This is a genomic window from Gluconacetobacter entanii, from assembly GCF_013155425.1.
Taxonomy (GTDB): domain Bacteria; phylum Pseudomonadota; class Alphaproteobacteria; order Acetobacterales; family Acetobacteraceae; genus Novacetimonas; species Novacetimonas entanii.
In genome coordinates, this window is sequence record NZ_JABJWD010000034.1 from 37,166 (window position 1) to 57,407 (window position 20,242).

17 protein-coding genes are annotated in these 20,242 nt (G+C 63.0%); 10 read left to right on the forward strand and 7 right to left on the reverse strand.

Translation table 11 applies throughout. From position 1 onward, the window contains the following. Nucleotides 1-65: 65 nt before the first annotated feature. Nucleotides 66-1,370, forward strand: coding sequence for an outer membrane beta-barrel protein (locus HNH97_RS06485; protein WP_216657559.1), 1,305 nt, complete (start codon nt 66-68; stop codon nt 1,368-1,370). Nucleotides 1,371-1,436: 66 nt separating this feature from the next. Next, nucleotides 1,437-2,027 (forward strand): polysaccharide biosynthesis/export family protein, encoded by a 591-nt coding sequence (locus tag HNH97_RS06490; RefSeq protein ID WP_171790339.1) that lies wholly within the window; start codon nt 1,437-1,439, stop codon nt 2,025-2,027. A 25-nt stretch (nt 2,028-2,052) separates the two neighbouring features. Here the strand turns inward: HNH97_RS06490 and HNH97_RS06495 are convergent, their stop codons facing one another. After that, nucleotides 2,053-2,223, reverse strand: a complete 171-nt coding sequence (locus HNH97_RS06495) for a hypothetical protein (RefSeq protein ID WP_171790340.1) — start codon at nt 2,221-2,223, stop codon at nt 2,053-2,055. A gap of 168 nt (nt 2,224-2,391) precedes the next feature. On the opposite strand from HNH97_RS06495, the gene HNH97_RS06500 reads away from it, so the two are divergent. From HNH97_RS06500 to HNH97_RS06520, 5 genes are all read left to right on the forward strand, one after another. Further along, entirely contained in the window at nt 2,392-3,600 is a 1,209-nt protein-coding gene (locus HNH97_RS06500) for a glycosyltransferase (RefSeq protein WP_171790341.1), read from the forward strand. A 47-nt stretch (nt 3,601-3,647) separates the two neighbouring features. Continuing rightward, the gene (locus HNH97_RS06505) at nt 3,648-5,120 is read left to right on the forward strand and encodes a hypothetical protein (protein WP_110914555.1); all 1,473 of its coding nucleotides are present in this window, start codon (nt 3,648-3,650) and stop codon (nt 5,118-5,120) included. A 22-nt stretch (nt 5,121-5,142) separates the two neighbouring features. Beyond that, the gene (locus tag HNH97_RS06510; protein WP_171790342.1) at nt 5,143-5,712 is read left to right on the forward strand and encodes a phosphatase PAP2 family protein; all 570 of its coding nucleotides are present in this window, start codon (nt 5,143-5,145) and stop codon (nt 5,710-5,712) included. 197 nt (nt 5,713-5,909) lie between these two features. Next, nucleotides 5,910-8,189, forward strand: a complete 2,280-nt coding sequence (locus tag HNH97_RS06515; RefSeq protein WP_408870051.1) for a TonB-dependent receptor — start codon at nt 5,910-5,912, stop codon at nt 8,187-8,189. 161 nt (nt 8,190-8,350) lie between these two features. Continuing rightward, on the forward strand, nt 8,351-8,740 hold the full coding sequence (locus HNH97_RS06520) for an acyl-CoA thioesterase (protein WP_171790343.1): 390 nt from the start codon (nt 8,351-8,353) through the stop codon (nt 8,738-8,740). A gap of 105 nt (nt 8,741-8,845) precedes the next feature. Here the strand turns inward: HNH97_RS06520 and HNH97_RS06525 are convergent, their stop codons facing one another. Continuing rightward, a complete protein-coding gene (locus HNH97_RS06525; protein ID WP_171790344.1) occupies nt 8,846-10,903 on the reverse strand; it encodes an FUSC family protein in 2,058 nt (685 codons plus the stop codon). A 315-nt stretch (nt 10,904-11,218) separates the two neighbouring features. Here HNH97_RS06525 and HNH97_RS06530 point away from each other — a divergent pair, with 315 nt between their 5' ends. Beyond that, nucleotides 11,219-12,148: a 2-hydroxyacid dehydrogenase gene (locus tag HNH97_RS06530; RefSeq protein ID WP_171790345.1), complete on the forward strand. Its 930-nt coding sequence runs from the start codon at nt 11,219-11,221 to the stop codon at nt 12,146-12,148. A gap of 25 nt (nt 12,149-12,173) precedes the next feature. Here HNH97_RS06530 and ddpX read toward each other — a convergent pair whose 3' ends face one another. The 3 genes from ddpX to HNH97_RS06545 form a co-directional block, all read right to left on the reverse strand. After that, nucleotides 12,174-12,725: a D-alanyl-D-alanine dipeptidase gene (ddpX, locus tag HNH97_RS06535; RefSeq protein ID WP_110914562.1), complete on the reverse strand. Its 552-nt coding sequence runs from the start codon at nt 12,723-12,725 to the stop codon at nt 12,174-12,176. Between the two features lie 42 nt (nt 12,726-12,767). Continuing rightward, a complete protein-coding gene (locus tag HNH97_RS06540) occupies nt 12,768-13,382 on the reverse strand; it encodes a hypothetical protein (RefSeq protein ID WP_171790346.1) in 615 nt (204 codons plus the stop codon). A 121-nt stretch (nt 13,383-13,503) separates the two neighbouring features. Continuing rightward, nucleotides 13,504-15,018 carry an aminotransferase class V-fold PLP-dependent enzyme gene (locus HNH97_RS06545; protein WP_171790347.1) on the reverse strand — a complete coding sequence of 505 codons (1,515 nt, stop codon included), beginning with the start codon at nt 15,016-15,018 and terminating at the stop codon, nt 13,504-13,506. A gap of 109 nt (nt 15,019-15,127) precedes the next feature. Between HNH97_RS06545 and HNH97_RS06550 the strand changes: the two genes are divergently transcribed. Both HNH97_RS06550 and HNH97_RS06555 read left to right on the forward strand, forming a co-directional pair. Continuing rightward, nucleotides 15,128-15,592, forward strand: a complete 465-nt coding sequence (locus HNH97_RS06550; protein WP_171790348.1) for an Lrp/AsnC family transcriptional regulator — start codon at nt 15,128-15,130, stop codon at nt 15,590-15,592. Between the two features lie 66 nt (nt 15,593-15,658). Next, nucleotides 15,659-16,330, forward strand: coding sequence for an SCO family protein (locus HNH97_RS06555; RefSeq protein ID WP_171790349.1), 672 nt, complete (start codon nt 15,659-15,661; stop codon nt 16,328-16,330). A 111-nt stretch (nt 16,331-16,441) separates the two neighbouring features. Here the strand turns inward: HNH97_RS06555 and HNH97_RS06560 are convergent, their stop codons facing one another. Together HNH97_RS06560 and HNH97_RS06565 are read right to left on the reverse strand one after the other, a co-directional pair. Then, on the reverse strand, nt 16,442-17,839 hold the full coding sequence (locus HNH97_RS06560; RefSeq protein WP_171790350.1) for a PepSY-associated TM helix domain-containing protein: 1,398 nt from the start codon (nt 17,837-17,839) through the stop codon (nt 16,442-16,444). Nucleotides 17,840-17,849: 10 nt separating this feature from the next. After that, complete coding sequence (locus tag HNH97_RS06565; protein WP_244949340.1) at nt 17,850-20,216, reverse strand: TonB-dependent receptor family protein; 2,367 nt, start codon at nt 20,214-20,216, stop codon at nt 17,850-17,852. Nucleotides 20,217-20,242 lie beyond the last annotated feature (26 nt).

Sequence of the window (20,242 nt, forward strand, 5' to 3'; positions counted from 1 at the left end):
GCCAGATGAGTCCTTTTCCCATCTCTCCGTCATGAATGTTCAATAGGTATCTGGTGCGCAAAATAATGGTCTTCAGGCTGGGCCTGACTGCGGCGGCTCCCCTGTTTGTGGTGGATGGCGCATATGCCCAGGTTATCGACAACTATTTCCCCGCCATTGGCAGCGGGGCGGGCGAACTGGCGCAGGAACCCGCACAGGTGCGTGCGATGGGGGCCTATGCCCCGCTGGGGAAGCGTTACGGGCCCCTGCGCATCGACGCCGACGGAAGCGAATCGGAAGGTTACGTCAACAACGCCGACCGCACTGTCGGCGGCCATTCCAGCGCCGTTGTCTCCACGCAGGGGAACCTGTCGGCGGTGTCAAAATGGGGCAAGCGCGACCAGGTCCATGGCAACATCAGTGTGGACGATATCCGCTATCCCTCCCGCAGTATCCAGAATCGTACGAACTGGACCGCCAATGTCGGCGGCGTGCATGATTTCGGTCATGACACGATAGGGGTTTCCTATTCCCATCTGGCGCTTGTGCAGATGCCCACCGACCTTGGCGCGCTGGTGGTTGACCATCCCGTGCCCTACCAGGTCGATGACGGCAGGGTCAGCTATACCGCGACGACGCATGGACGGCTGAGCCTCATCCCGCAGGTCGATGTGCAGCGTTATCATTTCGATTCCTTTCCCCCCACCGCCAGTCAGCCAGGGCAGGGATACCGTGATCGCATCCTCGTGACCGAAGGGGTGACGGCGCAATATGAACTGCGCGGGGACAGCCACGCCCTGCTGGTGATGCAGGGGACGGAAATCCGGTACCAGAACCAGTTGGAAGATGCGCCTTCGCGTGATTCCAATGGGGCGTCGGTCATGGCGGGATACGATTTCGGGATGCGCGGCCCGCTGCGTTTCCGGGCCCTTGTGGGGTACCAGACGCGGCGTTACCGCGCCAGTGCGTATGGCAGCATCAATTCCCCCATGGCGGAGGCGGAGTTCAACTGGAGCCCCACGCGCCTGACCTCGGTCACGCTCAGCGTGCGGCACGGGATCGAGGACAGCGCCTTTGAAAACGTGGTGGGGTACACCTTTACCGGCGCGCGGATCGGCGTGACGCACACATACAGGCGCAATATCGTTTTTTCTGCATATGGACAGATACAGAAAGCGAACTATCCGTCCGCTCCGGCCTTTCTACAGAATACGGTCCTGTATCAGGAACACAACAACCAGACGTTCTATGGCGTGGGCGCCGAGGTGCAGTGGCTGATCAACCGCCACATGCACCTGTCGGCAAATTATGATTTCAGCAGTCAGAATACGGTGGGAAGCGGACAGTTCCCGATCCACACCTTTCTGGTCGGGTTTCATCTATCGCTTTAGGGGACGCGCATCCGGGGCGTCTGGTTTTCCTGCCGGGACGGATATGATGACAGGAGCATACGACGCATGCCGACGACCTGTTCAAGACCCCGCCGCGTGGCCATCTGGCTGCCGGTCGTCATGGGTGCGATGGGGGGCCTGCTTGCAGGTTGCACGCCCGGTTGGGATTTAAAGCCGGTTCCACCATATGATCCCGGACAGTACCGTCTGGGCGTGGATGATGAAATCCGTGTCATGACCTATGAACAGGATCAGTTCACATCGGATTTTCGTGTTGACAGCAGTGGAAAGGTCGCCTTTCCCGTTGCCGGCAGCCTTCAGGCCGCGGGCCTGACCACGGTCGAATTCGCGGCCGAGGTGACAAAGGCGCTACAGCAGGCGCGCATGCTGCGCGAACCCAGTGTCTCGGTCGAGGTTTCGGCCTATCGTCTTGTTTCCGTCCTCGGGGAGGTGGCGAAACCGGGGCAGTACCCCTACCAGCCTGGCATGACGCTGCTGACGGCGGTTGCGGCGGGGGGGGGATTCACCTATCGCGCGCTGGAAACGCGGGCCTATGTCGTGCGGCAGGAGGGGGATCATGCCGTTGTCGGCTACCTCAAGCCCCATGATTACGTAAAGCCGGGCGATGTCATAAAGATTTACGAACGTCATTTCTGATCTGGTGTCCCCGCCCACCCCGTGTTCACCGCATCAGGCAGAACCCCGCGATGAGTACGCCCCAGCACGCGATGCCCAGTACGATACCCACGACCAGGCCCCGTGCGGGGCGCAGGCGGTCTGGCGTGGCGGGACGCGGCAGGGAGTGGGGGGACGCGGATGTGCCGGATGGTCTGTGGCGGGATTTCAGGGGCAAGGCTCATCTCCTGCTTGGTGCCGCATCAGGCCCTGTTTACGTAATGTCGGCGATATCTTCATGCCGATATCTGAAAATATCGATAATGCCCACGTGTCCGACCTGTAAAGCATGGGGATACATGCACGGCAAGGGGACGTCGCGGCCAGCGAAGCGGAGGGTCGGTTCATGAATGTTCTTCCTGCATCACGTCGCGCGGCATATCCGCCGCCCACGGGGCCGCGTGTCGCCATCGTTCACGAATGGCTGGAACATTACGCAGGTTCCGAACGGGTGCTGGAACAGCTTGTGCTCATGTATCCGGATGCGGCGGTTTTTGCGATTGTCGATTTCATGCCCCCCGATCAGCGTGCCTTTCTGGGCGGACGCCCGGTGGAGACGACGTTCATACAGGAACTGCCCTTTGCCCGGCGATATTTCCGTTACTATCTCGGGCTGATGCCTGTTGCGGTGGAGCAGCTTGACCTGTCGGGGTTCGACCTTGTGATTTCCAGCAATCACGCCGTGGCCAAGGGGGTCATTACCGGACCGGACCAGGTCCATGTCTGTTATGTCCATTCGCCCATGCGCTACGCCTGGGACATGCAGGCGGCCTATCTGCGCCATGGCGGGATGGAGCGGGGAATAAAGGGACTGTATGCGCGCTGGCTGCTGCACCGGATGCGCAACTGGGACGTGCGCTCCGCCGCCGGGGTCGATGTGTTCGTGGCCAATTCGACCTATATCGCGCGCAGGATCCGCAAGGTCTATCGCCGGGAGGCCGAGGTTGTCTATCCCCCTGTCGATATCGACAGGTTTCATGAAAAGGACCAGCCCTCGCGCGCCGCCTATGTCGTGATATCGCGCATGGTTCCCTACAAGCGCATAGACCTTGTGGTGGAGGCCTTCCGCCGCATGCCGCAGCATGTCCTGCATGTGGCGGGCGAAGGGCCGGAACGCGAACGGATCGAGGCGGTGGCGAAAGGTGCGCCGAACATCATCTTTCGTGGCCGTGTCAGCGATGCGGAGGTGCTGTCGATGATGCAGGACGCGCGTGCCTTCGTCTTCGCCGCGGAGGAGGATTTCGGCATCGCGATGGTCGAGGCACAGGCCTGCGGCACGCCCCTGATCGTCTTTGGCCGTGGTGGCGCATGCGACATCGTGCGTGACGGGGACGACCCGGAGGGGCCGACCGGCGTGTTTTTCGAGGTGCAGGAAGCCGATGCCATCATCGCGGCAGTCGAACGGTTCGAGGCGATGCGCACGCGCATCACTGCCGCGGCCTGTCGCGCCAATGCCCGGCGTTTTTCGTGCGATGCCTTTCGCCGCTCCATGTTCGCGGTCGTGGAGCAGGCGATGCGTGATGCCTGTCCACGACATCTGGGCGTGGCGCGGTAGGCCGCACGCAAAGGGAAGCGGGACGGACCAGCAGGGGGTGGCGCGCGATGACGATTGTCGGACTGATTCTGTTCCCGTTATGCCTGCTGTTATGGATGCGTCCGCAACTGATGCTCCATATCCTGCTGCTGGCGGGGATATTGCCGGCGGCTGCGGCGCTGGTGCTTGGTGGCCTCGGGGTCCAGCCCGCCATGGTGCCTGCCATGGCGTTCATGAGCTTCGTGATGCTGCAATGGGTGCTGGGCGTTCATTATCCGGGGGAACGCACGGTCATGACGCTGTGCTTTCCGTTCATGCTGGTGGTGACATGGACGCTGCTGGCGTCGCTGATCATGCCGCGCCTGTTCATGAACCAGGTCATGGTCTGGCCGCAGAAAAGCGATTCGGTGGGGGGCAGGGTCCTGCTTGCGCCCAATTTCGGCAATATCTCGCAGGATATGTACCTGCTGATCAATACGATCTTCCTTGTCCTCGCCGCCCGTTTCCTGACCCGCAGCGACGTGCGGCTGGATCGCCTGTACCGGACCTTCCTGCTGTCGGGATGGTGCGTCGTTGGGATATGCATGTGGCAGTTCGCGCACAGGGTCGGTGGCGTGCCATTTCCCGACACGTTCTTTTATTCCAATCCCGGCTGGGCCGTCCTCAACACCCAGACTGCAGGGCCGGTGCCGCGCATCAACGCGTCATTTTCCGAACCGGCCGCCTGTGCCGCATTCCTGAGCGAGATCCTGTTTTCCAGCGTCTGGATCGTCCTGCAGGGCTATTCCGTGGCGCGCGCCAAATGGCTGATCCCCGCCTCGGCGCTGGCGCTTGCCTGTACGACATCGACCACAGGCTTCATTACCGTGGCGGCGGAAATCTGCCTCCTGCCCGTGGCGGCCATCGCGACCGGGGCGATGCAGTTGCTGGGGAACGTCATGCGCCTGATCGTGGTGGGGGTCGCGCTGCTGGCCTGCGGGGTGCTGGTGGTGGTGACGGTCGCGCCGCAGGTCGTGCCCGCGGCGCAGTTCGTGTTCCAGTCCACGGCGGAAAAGAAGGACAGCCAGTCCTATCAGGACCGTTCGCAGGTGGACCGGGATTCCATGTCCCTCGTGACGGAAACCTACGGGCTTGGCGTGGGGTGGGGCAGCAACCGGGCGTCCAGCCTGTTGCCGGGGCTGTTATCGACCATCGGTGTCGTGGGGGCGATCGGCCTGCTGGTCTTTGACTGGAAACTGCTGCGTGGGGCGATGGTGGCGCGCAGGCGCGTCCCCCCGGGGCCGGAGCGACTGGTGATCGAAGGGGTGGTGCCCGCCTTGGTGGCGCGCCTGATCGCGGCCTGCCTGTCCAGTCCGACGGTCGGGTTCCTCGATTTCTATCTGCTGATCGCCATGCTGATTGCCGCGATCGCCCGGATCGACCTGATGTGCGCGGGCAGGGGACGCGCGCAGGTTCCACAACGCGCGCTTGCGCCCGTTTACGCAACGCCGGCGCAATGCCATGCCAGGGTGGAGACGGACCGACCGCAGATCCATGCATGAGATGGGGGACGCAATGCATTTCATGACCAATGCAGGCGACCAGGCCCTGATCATTCCCATCGAGGCAGGCGTTTTCCTTGTGTTCCTGGTATGTCGCTGCTGGCGCATGGCAGCGGCGTGGGCGGTCATGATTGTCGCGGGATCGGGACTGATGCTGGCGCTGAAGCTTTATTTCGAGGCATGCGGTCCCGCGCGCCACCGCGTGCTGTACAGCCCCAGCGGCCATACCATGGCGGCCACCATGGTATATGGCGGACTGCTGTCGCTGACGCGCCTTAACCGTGCGGCCGTGCTGGCGGCAACACTGGCGATCGCGATGCTGATGGGATGGACCCGTGTGGCGCTGGGGTACCATACGGTAATGGAGGTCGTGGTGGGCGGCGCGCTGGGCCTTGCGATGGTGGCGTGTTTCGGCATCCGGACGCAGGGGTGGCAAAAGCAGTTCCGCCCGGTCCTGTCCATCCTGTGCGTCCTCGTGCTGGTGGCGATATCCATGCGCGGATGGCATCCCAATATCGAAAGCAGGATACAGTCCGCATCGCGGTTGTATTTTTCGCAATGGGAATGTAAAAGGCCGCTTTTGCACGAATAGAGCAAATATTGTCATAACATGGCGGATGAAACGTTCGGACATATCAGGCGCAGAATGGATGTTGCGGCATCGCGATGCGCAGGTTCCATGTCCCCGCTCCGGGATATGGCCGCATCTTTGTTGCAGAAACGTACGAACATACAACAGGTAACAGATATCCGATAATGCGCCGTGCCCCGAGACGATCTGACCCTGTGATGCTGTCGCTGCTGTTGCGTCGCGGATGGCTGGTGCTTGGGGGGGTGATCGTGCTTTCGCTGCCCCGGCATGCGCAGGCGGCGGCCAATACCACGCAAAAGGCCCATGCGCGACAGGCGACGAAGCCTGCAGCGCCCGTGCATGCGGAAACCATCACGGTCAATGCGCAGCGCCGTGACTTTGCCTATCCGGAGGCGCAGCATGTGCCCGATGCGGATACGCGCCTGACCGCAGCCCGCCTGATCGAACGCGGGGTCGTCTCCCTGCGCGGGCTTGAGCGCGTGGCGCCGAACCTGACCGTCCAGAGCATCAACGGCACGGCCTCGACCAATTTCTACCTGCGCGGGGTGGGCTTCAACGATTTCACGCAGAACAACATGCCCTCCGTGCTGTCCTATTTCGATGACGTGCCGTTCGCGTTTTCGACCATGACGGACGGGATGATGTTCGACCTTGCCGGGGCGGAGGTCACGCCGGGGCCGGTCGGCACACGTCATGGGCAGTCGGATACGGGGGGCGAAGTGCGCCTGCGCACCAATGACCCTACCGATAGCTGGCATTACGGCGCGCGGGAGGACATCGCCTCCTATTCCCGCAGCAGGAGCGAGGCCTATGTTTCCGGCCCGCTTGCGCGCGGACTGAGCTTCCGCCTTGCGGGACAGACGCAGCAGGGCGGCGGGTGGCAGACCGATCCGCTCAATGGCTCCCACCTTGGCGATGCCGACCTGTGGGCGTTGCGCGGCAAGCTGAAATGGACACCCGACAGCCATACAACCCTGATGATATCAGGGCATTTCACGCAAGACGACAGCGAGGTCGTCAATCCCATCCCGGTTGACCGTCTTGTGGGGACGGCGCCCCTGCCTGTTGAATCATGGCAGCAGACACAATGGTCCATGCGTCCCGAATTCGCCCGTCTGATCGGACGCAAGCCGGGCCTCAAGCCCAGCGAGCATAACCAGTTCTGGGGCGCGGATGTCCATTTTTCCCACGATTTCGGCCCGGTGACGTTTTCGTCCATCAGCGCGTTCGAGACGGAGCGGCAGGGCGAATATACCGATCAGGACGGCACCGCGCTGGCGCAGGCCGATACCTACCGCACCATCGACGCGAACACCTTTACGCAGGAAGTGCGCCTGCAATCCTCCCACCCGCATGACCGGCTGCAATGGACAATCGGCGCGTTTTACCAGCGCAGTCGCATGCAGCAGCGGTTTTTCTTCGATTATACCGATTATGTGCCGCAACGTGGTTACATGATGGCCACGCATTTCGGCATGGATCAGGAAAGCACGTCCGAGTTCGGCAATATCAGCTATCGCTTCGGGCATGGCGTGACCCTGTGGGCGGGGCTGCTGCATGAAATTGACGACCGTTCCATTTCCGGCCTGCAGTCCGTCATCTTTGGCGGTACGTCGCAGGATTTCCACGGCGAAAACACGGCCGCCGCGCAATATGCAGGACAGGCCGGGGTGTCATGGCAGGCGGCGGCGCATGAACTTGTCTATTTCAAGATCAGCAAGGGGTTCAAGCCCGGCGGCTTTACGGCGAACAATACCCAGATCCAGGCGCAGTTGAACCCGTTCAGGCCGGAGACGGTCCTGACCTATGAACTCGGCCTGAAAAGCGATCCCGTTCCCAACCGCATCCGCCTCAATGCTGCGGCATTTTACAATGATTACCATAACCAGCAGCTTGTCGGGACGGTACTGATCCCGAACTACGGGCCGCTGAGTGAAATCACCAACGCGCCGAAATCCGAAAGCTGGGGGTTCGAGGCGACACTGGACATCCATCCGTTCGCGCACCTGTTCGTGACGCAGAACCTGGGGTGGCAGCGGGGGAATTTCCAGAATTTCCCGACCGTGAACCGTGCCGCCACCAATGCCTATTATGCGCAGCATGGGGTGTGGAAGGCGATCGAGGACAATTTCGCAGGCGTCGATAACGGGCAGCCCAAGCTGACCCTGAACGGCAATGCGGAATGGCGACAGGCGCTGGGTCCGCATTATGGCATCGATTTCGGCCCCGACTGGCTTTATCGCGACAGCCAGGCGATCACGCCCGGCGGGACGGGGTTCTATCGCCTGCCGCCCTATTTCCTGCTGGGCGCGCATGCGACGTTCCATCCGGCGTCCGGGCACTGGTCGGCGACGGTCTATGCCACGAATCTGCTGAACCGGCGGTACGCCGAAAGCGGGGGCATGGCGACCACCACCTATTTCTACCTGCCCGGCGCGCCCCGGTTCATCGGTGGCCGCATTGCATGCGATTTCTGAACACGGCCCCTGCACGTCACCAAAATGTGCACCGCAACGCGCGGCAAAGTCACGTGCCGGGAAAGGTGATCATGTAATATGCCCGCGTAAAAAGGCCAGTGCCCGCAGACATCTTTCCAGTCCGGGCCGTGATGGCAGCCTTTTTGAAACAAGGGGATTCCATGCGCGAACATGATGCCATGCCTTCTGGTGAACTGACCATCCGTGTCGTCGCGATGCCGGCGGATACCAACCCGGCGGGTGATATCTTTGGTGGCTGGCTGATGTCGCAGATGGACCTTGCCGCCAGTACCACCGCTGCCCTGTGTGCGGGTGGGCGGTGTGCGACGGTTGCGATCGACCGGGTCGTCTTCCACCGTCCCGTGTCGGTGGGGGATGAGGTCAGCATCTATACCCAGATTACGAAAATAGGCCGCACCTCCATGACCATCGCCGTGGAGGCATGGCGCAGGGTCCGCCACGCCAGCGTGCGCCAGAAGGTGACGGAGGGGCATTTCGTCTTCGTCGCCCTCGATGAAAATGGCCGTCCGCGCCCTGTCGATACGCCCTGAGGACCATCCGGAAACCGTAAGAAAGTTCTTGGTGAAGCTTTTTTCAGAAAGCTTCGAAAAACGCTTCCTTTTTTAAAAGTCAGTCCCCAAAAACTTGCGTTGTTTTCAGGCACTCCCAGACGGAACGGACGCCACGACGTCCGGGCTCTCCCCGTGCGTGACGTCGAGGAGATGCAGCATGCCGGCCATTTCATCAAGTGTCGGCAGCGCATGGGGCGGGGCGGTTATGTCCGGCCAGTCCATCTGGCGCATGACCTGTTCGAACCGCGCGGGGAAAGGGGCATCGGCGCTGGACGGGGAAAGGGAACGTTCCATCCATGTGACACTTGCCCGTCCCGCCATCTGGCGCAGGGCAAGCAGGATCTGTTCCGCCCTGTCCAGTCGGGCGGACCTGCGCAGCCCCTCCAGGCGTGTCTGCTGGCACTGGATTTCGGCGCGGGTGCTGGTTGTGCCGGCCATGCGGCGGGCCTGCTCGATCTTTTCCCGGCCGGCGGCATGCGCGCCACTCGCCAGCACGGCATAGCGGATGTTGGCTATGAAGGCGTCCGCCACCTGCGCTGCAAGGCCGGGACCACGACGCTCGGGCCAGAGCAGCAGGCATCCCGCCAGCCCCACAAGGCTGCCGATGATGTTGTTGACCGATCGTGCCAGCCCCACGTCCCAGCCCACGCCGGGACTGACAAGGTCCGTGACCAGCACGAACAGTTGCGTCATGAACAGGACAAGCAGCGTGTAATTGACGGCACGCAAGGCAATGGTTGCGGCTGCCAGCGGGAAAATCATCACAAGGATCAGCCACACAGGCATCACGACGCCCATGATGGCGGCCAGCAGTCCGCCGACGATGCTGCCGACCACGCGTTCGATCGTGCGGGGCAGGGTGGTCATGCCCTGTGGCTGCATGACCACGACCACCGCCATCATCGCCCAGTAGGCAAAGGGCAGGGCGAATGCCAGCGTGATGCCATAGGCCACCATGACCGAAACCGACAGGCGCGTGGCGTGACGCACCGCCACCGGCCAGTCACGCCATTTCCCCGGCTGTGCCGCCCGCCTCCCGTCCTGTCCGGCAGGCAGCGGGCCGGGCGTTTCATGCAGCGCAACCAGCAGGTCGCGCAGGGCGGCGGCGCATGTGCGTGCGCCGCGTCCGTACAGGCTGTCTTCATGCGCGCATAATGTGTCGATGCGTGCGATCTGGCGCCGCAGCGCCGTCATGTCGGCCGCCGGGTGGCCCACCACGCGCGCCGCACGTTCGAGCAGCAGTTGCAGGTGACGCAGAATACGGCGCGTCGTTGGCGAGGCAGGCGTCAGCACGACCGCATGTTCAAAGGCGATCAGCACCACGAAAATCCGGTCGCATATTTCCAGCGCCGGCAGCAGGGCGGCGCGTGTCTGGCTGCCTGCGGCATCGGGGGACAGGATTTCGATACGCGTACGGGTCCGTTCGATGCGGCTGCGGATTTCGCGGCGGTGGGCGCCGATGGACCCGCGTGTACCGGTTGACAGGGCCACGTCGCGACCGCGCAGCATGCGTCGGGTCATGCGCCCTTCCTCGCGAAAGATCTCCGCACAGGCCCGGCGCAGCGGGGCATAGGCATCGACCGGCCATGCAACAATACATACGAGCGTGGCCCATCCGGCCCCCAGCGCAAACAGGCCCGCCAGTCCGAGCGCACCCTGCGGCGTCATGGGATAGCATATGGCCACAACCGCCACGATGGCCGCCAGCACCCCGATCTGTGTCGCAGTGGCCCCGCGCAGGCGGCCCAGTCCGCAGCCAAGGACGATCAGCGCCAGCAATGGCGCCGCCATGACGGGACCATATCCCGATGCCATGGACATGATGGCCGCCAGCACCGTGCCCACCATGCCGAAGGTCAGCAATGTGCGCAGGCGGATCGCCAGCGGCCCGCCCGGATCAACCAGGCAGGTCCAGAACGCGGCAAAGGCCGACCATGCCATCAGCGGCACATCCATCGCCAGCGCAAGCGCCATCATGATGCCCACCGCCACCGCCGCGCGCAGTCCTTCACGCAGGGCGATCTGTTCCGGTGCCATACTGATGGCCCGCATCCCCAGCCAGTGCGTCAGTGGCGTGGGGGGCATCCGCCGGGACAGCGTGCGCAGGGCGCCGGATGGGCGTGGGCGTAGTTTTGTCTTCATGGGCTACCGCGTAAAAGGGGGCGGGACGGTCAGGTCTGTTATTCTTGTGGTCCTGTAAGGTCGTCTTCTGGTGCCCCGACCATGGCAATGTCCTGGACGGGGGAGGGACCTGCTGCTGGTTCCTACCACGAAAAAATAGACCGGCACGATATCTGTCGATTGTTTCATGAAAGAAAAAATATTGACGTAGCGGATTTATCAACATGCCTGCCGCCGCATTTTCGGCGCCATGGCGCATTATTGATCCGGCGGGGCGCGGGGAATGCGGCACATCCTGTTATGTCTGGATGTACAAGGATCAATGGAGGACAATTGATGAAGCCCGAGATCGTGCTGCTGGAACGCATGATGCCCCAGATCGAAAAGGCGCTGGATGACGCCTATACGGTGCATTACCTGCCGGACACGCCCTCACTGGCGGCGGTTGCGCCACGGGTCCGTGCGGTGGTGACCGGTGGGGGAACGGGGGTTCCGCCCGATGTCATGGCCGCGTTGCCTGAACTGGGCCTGATCGCGGTCAACGGGATCGGCACGGACGCGGTTGACCTGCGGGAGGCACGGCGGCGCAACATCCACGTAACCACTACGCCGGGTGTCCTGACCGATGACGTGGCGGACATGGCGATCGCCCTCCTGCTTGCGGTCAGTCGCGGCATTGTCCGGGCCGACCGGTACGTGCGCGCAGGTGACTGGTCCACGGGCGCGCCCATTGCGCTGGGGCATCGCGTCAGTGGGAAACGCATGGGGATCGTGGGGCTGGGTCATGTGGGACGCGCCATCGCCCATCGTGCGCAGGCCTTTGGCATGCAGGTCGCCTATAACGATGTGCGTGAAATCCCCGATGCGGGCTTCGCCTATCACGCCGACCTGACGGACCTTGCCCGTGCCAGCGACATCCTTGTGGTGGCGGCGGCAGGCGGGGCGGGATCACGCGGGATCGTCAATGCGGGTGTGCTCGACGCACTCGGGCGCGCAGGCATACTCGTCAATGTCGCGCGTGGCAGCGTGGTGGACGAGGATGCGCTGGTCGCGGCACTGCGTGAGGGGCGTCTGGGGGGTGCGGGGCTGGATGTCTTTGCCCATGAACCCGACGTCCCTGCGGCGCTGCTGGCGATGGACAATGTCGTGCTACAGTCCCACCGCGCCAGCGCCACGGTGGAAACGCGCCTGGCGATGGGGGAGATGGTGCTGGGCAACCTTGCCGCCTTCTATGCGGGCAGCAGGCTTCTTTCCGCCGTGGTCTGAACGGGAGGGATGGGCCTGTTGCGGCCTAGAGCGGGCCGCCGGGCACATCCGCCGCCGAAAGGACCGGCAGGTCGTCGCCATCAGGCAGGTTGTAATGCCACCATTCGGGTTCGTAGCTTTCCCACCCCGCGGTGGTCATCAACCCGAGCAGGAGGGCGCGGTTGTGGATGACCTCTGGTGAAAGCCCCTCCAGCGCGCCATGGGCCGAGAGGGGTGTTACCGCGTCGAACCCGGTTCCCATGGGCAGGTCCCTGCCCGTGGCGAGGTCGAACAGCGTAAGGTCAACCGCGATGCCGCGTGGATGTGTGCCGCCAAGTGCGGGGTCGGCCACAAAGGCCTTGTCGGATACGGCGTCCCACAGGATGGCCTGCACCTCGATCGGGCGGAACGCATCGAAGATCCTGAAACCAAGCCCCAGCACGCGCGCCCGCGCCGCCGCACGGCCAAAGGCCGCATGCGCGTCCCGGTGCAGCAGGGCGACCGGCCGGGCATAGACCGGACGCCCGACAAAGTTGTTGTCCGAAGCATAGCGGATGTCGAAGATGACACCCTCGTTTTCCTCAAGTGGTACCAGCATGCACAACCGTCCCGTATGGTGGATCAATAAACCGCGTCAGGCTTACTTTATGCCCATTTCATCCTTCATCTTGCGTATTTCCACATCCTTTTCATAGGCCGCCATCTGCGGCTGCATGTGGGCGAACAGGATACGGTCGTTGCGGATCACCAGCTTGCGCAGGCGCCAGAACTGTTCGGCGTCCATGACCAGGGTGCGCGAAATGCCGTCGAGCGCATCGACCTGGATATAATCCAGATGATGTTCCATATCCCTGTATGTTTCCTCGGCAAAGATGGGGACAAAGCACAGTTCCACCTTGCACGGGATCTCCGAATATGGCGCGAACTTTAGGCCGTCGAAAACCTTGACGCGGCTGATGTCGAATTTCCTGACTTCCTGCGACAGCCATGCCTTGTCCTCCCTGCTGGCCATCTTGTCGAAATCCGCAAGATGGACGTCAAGGAACACGCTCTGGTCACGCACGACGGTCTGGTTCGCCTCGTCAAGCTGCCGGGCATAGGCGGCCTCTTCCTGCGAATGCTTCATCAGGGTGTTGTGCCGTGCGAAATCCACGTCCTTGTGGTCCGACCACACGAAATAACCGCCCATCAGCAGCAGGACACAAAGGCCGGTCACGGCCGCCGCGACCAGTAGCAGGTTGCGCTTGATGTTCAACAAAATCCCCTATTGCGCAGATTGCGTCACCGGGCGCATCGTATCCGTGAACCTGCCGTTCAGGCAATCCGTATCAACGTGGCGCTGCCCTGCGCGGCAGGACGGCGGGAACCGGGCGTCCTCATGCCTTTTCGGTCCCGGCATGGCCCGGCAGCGCCGCGATCCGCGCCTGCGGCATGGGACGGGCGCTGAATCGTGCGTTATGCGTATCGCACTCATACAGGGATGCGAAGCCTGCGGCCCTGCGGGCGAGGGTATCGACCGCATGGATGAGGGTATCAGCCTTTGCATCATCCATCAGCACACTGAAATTGAGGCGCACCCACCCCGGCTTGTCGATTTCCTGTCCCGACAGGATGGCCGCGCGCAGCGTATCCGACCGGGTCTGGTCAATTCCCATCAGGCGATGCGCATATGGCCCCGCGCAGGCGCATCCGCCACGTGCCTGGATGCCGTAGATGTCCGACAGCATGCGGGTAAAAAGCTGCTGATGGACCTGTGCGCCCGTATCCGGGTCGCGCACCTGAAACGAAAAGAAGGGCAGGTGGGCGGTGGCGCGCGGGTTGCCAAGAATGCGCAGGAACGGATTGCGTGACCAGACCGACAATGCGCGCTGGCGCAGTTCGGCATGCCGCGCCTCCATCACATCCTCCCCGATCGCGTCCTTCACCATGAAGGCGAGGGCCGCGCGGATATCGCCGATCACGTTGGGGGTGCCGGCTTCCTCCCTGCTGATGGGGCTTTGGGAATAATCATGCCCCCAGGGGGAGACGAACCGCACCGTACCGCCACCGGGGGCGGTCGGGCGCGCCTGTCGCAGGGCCGCGTTGCGCACGACCATGACGCCGGATGCGGCGGGGCCGCCGACGAATTTGTGGGCGGACAGCACGACGGCGTCCTTTTCCCACGGTGTCCCGGCCTTCATGTCCACCGGCAGGTACGGGCCACCCCCTGCATAGTCCCAGACAGACAGCACCCCATGCCGCCGGAGCAGCGCACTTAGCGCATCGGCATCGGTGATGATGCCGGTGACGTTGGATGCGATGGAAAATGCCCCGACCCGCAGCCTGCCGGCGGGCGTTTCATGCAGGGCGCGCTCAAGGGCCACAAGGTCGGGGCCACCGGTGTCCGCCTCGGGGATTTCGATGACCTCGGCGCCGCTTTCGCGCCAGGGCAGGATGTTGGAATGATGCTCATAAGGTCCGATGAAGACGATCGGCCGCCCCCGCTCGCTCGCCCGGGCGTCCTGTGCCACGCCCAGCAGGTGGACAAGCCGGTTGATCCCGGCGGTTGCGCCCGATCCGGTGAAAATTACGGAAAACCGGTCATCCGTGCCGCACAGGCGGGCGATTTCCGCCCGGGCATGGGCGCGCATGCGGGTCATGTAGGCACCACAGAACGAGGCCTCGGTATGGCTGTTGGCGTAATAGGGAAGGACATGGGTGGCGATGAAGTCCTCCACCTGCCGCAGGGGACGGCCGGACGCCACATAATCGGCATAAAGCAGTTTATGTGCGCCAAAGGGGCCGGGGATCATCGCACCTTCGCCGATCAGTCCGGCACGCAGCAGGGCGAGTGTGTCGCCATCGCGCAGGCTGTTGGCGAAGGAGCCATAGAGGGTGGCCGGGTCGTGCATCTGTGGGGTTCCCGTGACTGTCGTGCTGCGCAGAGCCTATCTGCCATTACGGGAGGTGTTTTCCCATTTTCTGCTTTGTTTTCGTCATTTTGTGGTCATATGATCCACAATGAGCAAAAATATGGATCATTTTGACCAGAGGATTCTCCGCGCGCTGCAAAATGACGCCAGCCTGTCGCAACGCGAACTGGCCGATCGTGTGGGGCTGTCGCAAAATGCGTGCTGGCGGCGTGTGCAGGCCCTGCGGGAAAGGAAGGTCATCACCGGGCAGACCGTGCGCCTTGACCCGGAACGGCTGGGTCTGGGACTGACGGTGTTCGTCATGGTGCGCACCCGTCACCATTCGCGCGAATGGCTGCAGAAATTCCGCATGATCGTCCTGGGGATTCCCAATGTCATCGACTTTTACCGCATCGCGGGCGACTATGATTACATGCTCAAGATCATGTCGGAGGACATGAACGCGTTTGATGCGATCTACCAGCGACTGATCGAACAGATCGAACTGGATTCCATCACGTCGTACATCACGATGGAGGCCATCGCCAACAACCGTGACCTGCCGGTGTGCTGAGGGGCATGTACACCGTCATGCGTGCGGTCGTGGTATTGCGCGCGCGGATGGGATAGGGACGGGGGTATGAAGGAACCGTCTTCTTCCCCCGGCAGGACGCGCGCGCGTAAGGACGCCCGTGGCATCGCGCCGGATGTGCGCAAACGCCGCGAACGCCGTGCCTTGCTGGGCCTGATGGCCGCGACTGCCGTGCTGCTGTGCGCGGCGGCGGGGTTTCGCGCCCTGATGCTTGGCAGGCCGGCGGAGGAAATCGGCGGTCCCTATACCCTGACCGACGATACGTACCATGTCGTGATGGAGCAGTCGTTTCATGGCCATTATACATTGCTGTATTTCGGCTATACCCACTGTCTTGATGTCTGTCCTCTGACCCTCGCGACCGTGACGGCGGCGCTGGACCGGCTTGGCGCACGCGGGGCGCAGGTCGTGCCGGTTTTCATTTCCATCGACCCGGCGCGTGACACCCCGGCGCGGGTGCATGAATATGTCACCTCCTTTTCCCCGCGCATTGTCGGCCTGACGGGGGATGCGCAGGCCATCCGCAACGTGGCGGCGGAATTTCACGTCATGGTCCGTCCCCGGCAGATGACGGCCGCCACTGCGGGGAATTACCAGATGGATCACAGTTCGATGCTGTTCCTGATGGATGGGCGCAACCATCTGGTGTCCATGTTCCCCGTGGATTCGAGTGCCGAGGAAATTGCCACGCGGTTGCGCAACCTGTTGCCTGCCCAATAGCAAGGGGAGGGCGGAAATTGCTTGTGGGTGAAAGTCTCCAGGGGAGAAAATTTTTAAATAAGACGGCGCTTATTGAAGCTTTTTGAAAAAAGCTTCACCAAAAACTTTTTTTCAGGAACTTCCTTTTCCAGGTCGTATGAGGGCGGAGAGCAGGATAATCACCACCAGCGCGGCGCCGAGTTCCGGCAGCATGATCCCCATGACCACGATGCAGGCCATGGCCGCTCCCCCGATGCGCCCATCCGGCAGCGACGCCGGAACGCCAATATGTCCGGGTGGCTTGCGGCGGGTCCACATCAGGAAGGCTGCGATACTCATGCCCAGCAGGCCGAGCGCCACCACGAGGTTGAGGATCTGGTTGGCGATTCCGAACAGTTGCCCCTCATGGGCAGCCACGCCATATCCGATGACCCGGTCGATGACCGGCTTGTCCGCGAACGTATCGCGTCCCTCGACATGGCCGTTGGCGCTGACATCGACCGTCATGCGCCAGGGGCGGTCCTGCGTATCGGAACGCACCCGCCATGCCCGTCCGGCCTGTGACGGGGGTGTCACCAGCACGGGATAGCGCAGGCCAAGCGTCGCCCCGGTGGACACCACCCGGTCGAGCGCGGCCCCATCGACGGGGGCATCCGCCGCAGGGGTGGGCGGCATATCCATGCCGGGCATGGCGGGCATGTCCTTCATCCCCGCCATGGCGTCCATTGCGGCAGGCGCGCCGCCTGCCCCCGCGATCACGTTGCGCGCGGGCACATGGCCGATTTCCCAATCCTGTATTGCCGTGAAGCGGCCGACGGTTTTTTCAACGGACTGCAACGCATGCCCCCACACGAACGACCATGGCAGGCCGGAGGCAAGGAACAGCACCACAAAGATGGACAGCCACGCGCCGGTGACGGCATGCAGGTCACGCAGGCGCAGGCGTCCCCCGGCCGCAAGGCGCGGATATGCAATGCCGCCGGCCTGCCCCGTGCGCCCGCGCGGCCACCACAGGTACAGGCCGGTCACAACCAGCACGATCGTCCATGACGCCACCATCTCCACGATCATGGAGCCAGCATTGCCAAGCAGCAGTTGCCCATGCAGGTTGAAGATGATGCGCTCGAAGCGATGTTCTTCGGAAACCTGCTTCAGGACCGCAAGGGACTGGGGATCGACATAGACACGTATGGCGTCGCCGCCGTGGCTGACGATCACACGCACTGCGCTGTGGGATGTGCGTGGCAGTTCATAGGCGAGGAAGTGCGATCCCGGTACCGCCGAAAGCGCGGCCGTGACCACCCGTGAGGGCGCGGCCACGTCGCCCTTTGTGGCAAGATGTTCGTAACGCCAGTCGATCAGGTCATCAATCTGTGGCCTGAACAGGTAAATGCTGCCCGTTAGCGACAGGAAAGCGACGAAAGGCAGGCAGAGCAGTCCGGCGATGAAATGCCAGCGCCAGACCACGCGGTAATCGGGCCACAGCGCGCGCATCGTGCGGCGGGGGCGGGTATCATGGGGGATGTTCATGGGTGCGTCCTTAGAAACGGACCTTCACGCCGCCATAGAAGGCGCGTGGGGATCCGGCATAGATCGAGCCTGTACTGGTCGCAAGGACGGCCGCCCCTGCATTATGCCCGTTGGATGCCAGGGTGTCGGTAATGTTCGTTGCCCCGGCGATGTAGGTCTGGTTGGCGACATTCTGTATTTCGAAAAATCCATGCAGCCGCTGCGCCCATCCAAAACGCGCAGGCGGGTCGTAATGCAGTTCGAGGTTAAGCAGTGCATATCCCGGCGCCCTGAGCAGATTGGCGTTGTCCAGCCAGTAATCGCCCCGCCACGTGACCTCGGCATAACCGCCCAGTCCCTGCAGCGGGCCGGTTGGCTGGTCATACAGGACACGCGCATTGAGGAAATGCGGGATGACGCCGGGAATGCTGTTCCCCGACCGGTCCAGCGCGCGCGACATCGTGCTGTTGGACAGGACTTCGGTATAACGGGTATAGATCTGGTTGTCGTAGGTATAGCTCAGCATGATCCGCGCACCCGACAGCGTGCGCGGCAGGGGCGTCCACGTCGCGCCCACCTCCACGCCGCGATGCTGGGAGGCGGGGGCGTTGAACGTATAGGCCCCCACCGTATTTACGCCCGCCGACTGGCTGACCAGTTCGTTGTGATAGAATTCGTAAAAACCCGTTGCCTGCACATCAAGGGTCGCGGAGGGATGCCAGTCCGCCCCGAAATCGAAGCCAAGGCTTGTCTCGCTCTTCAGCCGGGTGTTGTTCCCGTATGTGCCCTGCGGCGTGATGAACAGGTTTGACGTGGTGGGCGTGGCATAGGCCGTGCCCATGCGCGCATGCAGCGTCCAGTCGCGTGAGGGCGCATAGGTCAGCGCGGCCTCCGGGGCGAGGTTGAAGAAATGCCGGTCGGCGGCGACAGGACGCCGGCTGGTGCCGCTGGCGCTGCTGGTGAAAAGTGTCTCCTGCGCCCTCAGCCCAGAATAGGTGCCCCCCAGCCCCACGACAAGGTGCCACGCCCGTGCGAACTGCAGGTCCTCCTGAAACCGCAGGCCCGCGTTCCACTGGTGGCTCCAGCTTGACTGCGTCAGGGCGCCCGGATGGTCGTGGCCCGCTGTCGTGACATTGCGGACCGCGGACAGGGCGTCGAGGTCGTCAAAGCTGATGGCCCCGGAACTGTTCAGCGCCATGCTGGCAACATGCGCCGTATTCGTGACATCGCTGCTGCCGGCATAGGAATCATACGGGCCGGTATAGGCATAGGGCGAGGTGGGCTGGTCGATATGCCGCTGGTCATAGGTGAACTGCGTGTGGACCGTGGTCGATGCGTTGACGTCATGCTCCCAGCGTATGCCTGCGACCGTCCGGCGGTCGAAGCGGCCAAGCCCCGCCGCCTGCGGACTGACGGCGATGCGCGCGCCATAGCTGCCATTGGCCAGCAGGCTGACCGTGGCGCATCCGGCGGCCGCGTGGCTGGCGCTGGCGCATCCCGACTGGAACGGGTTGGCGGCGTATTGCGCCAGCGACAGCCGCAGCGGCAGGCGTGTATCGGTAATGTTGTTGACGAATTTCACCACCAGCCGGTCCGACGGCGTCAGGTTGACCCGCAGGCGCAGGTTCTCCGTCGAGGTCTGGTAGGCGCTGTTGGCGATGAAGCCGTTGCCGCGCACGTCGCTGCCAAAGATGACAAGGTCATATTTCCGCCCCGACAGGCCCAGCGTGGCATAGTTGTTGACCATGCCGAAACTGCCGAAATCCGACCCGACCTCCACCCCGTGGATATCCGCGCCCTGGCGCGTGCGGAAATTGATTGCGCCATTGATCGCGTAATTGCCGAACACGGTGGAGGCCGGGCCCTGGAAGACATCCACCCCGTCATAGGCATGCGGGTCGATCAGGTCGGAGCGCGCCGTCCCGTCGGGCTGGGTCATGGGGAAGCCGTCCTCCAGAACCTGGATGTTTTTCATGCCATAGGCCTGCCGGTCGCCCGATCCCCGGACCGACACCACGACATCGCGCGGACCGTTTCCCGCGACGAAACTGACGCCGGGGATGGTCACCACCATGTCGGCCACGCTCTGTCCGACATGGTTGGCAAAGTTTTCGCGCGGGGCGCTGTAGGTCGTCTGGCCGGAGGGATGGAATGTCGCGGGTGCGTGCGATGTGCCGATGACGGTAATCCGTTCGCCTGTACCGGATGTCGTCTGAGGCGCGGGACGGGGCGCCCGGCCATGTTGATGCCGGGCATGTTGATGTGGGGGCGCTGGCGTGGCGCGATGTGCGGGCGCGTCGGCAGCATGGGCCGGCGACATCGCGGCACAGGCCGCGACGGCCACCATGCAGCCAGCAACGCCCATAAGGCGCGACGGCGCATTGAATGTGGAACGCATGATTGAAGGAACCTGAAAGATGAATC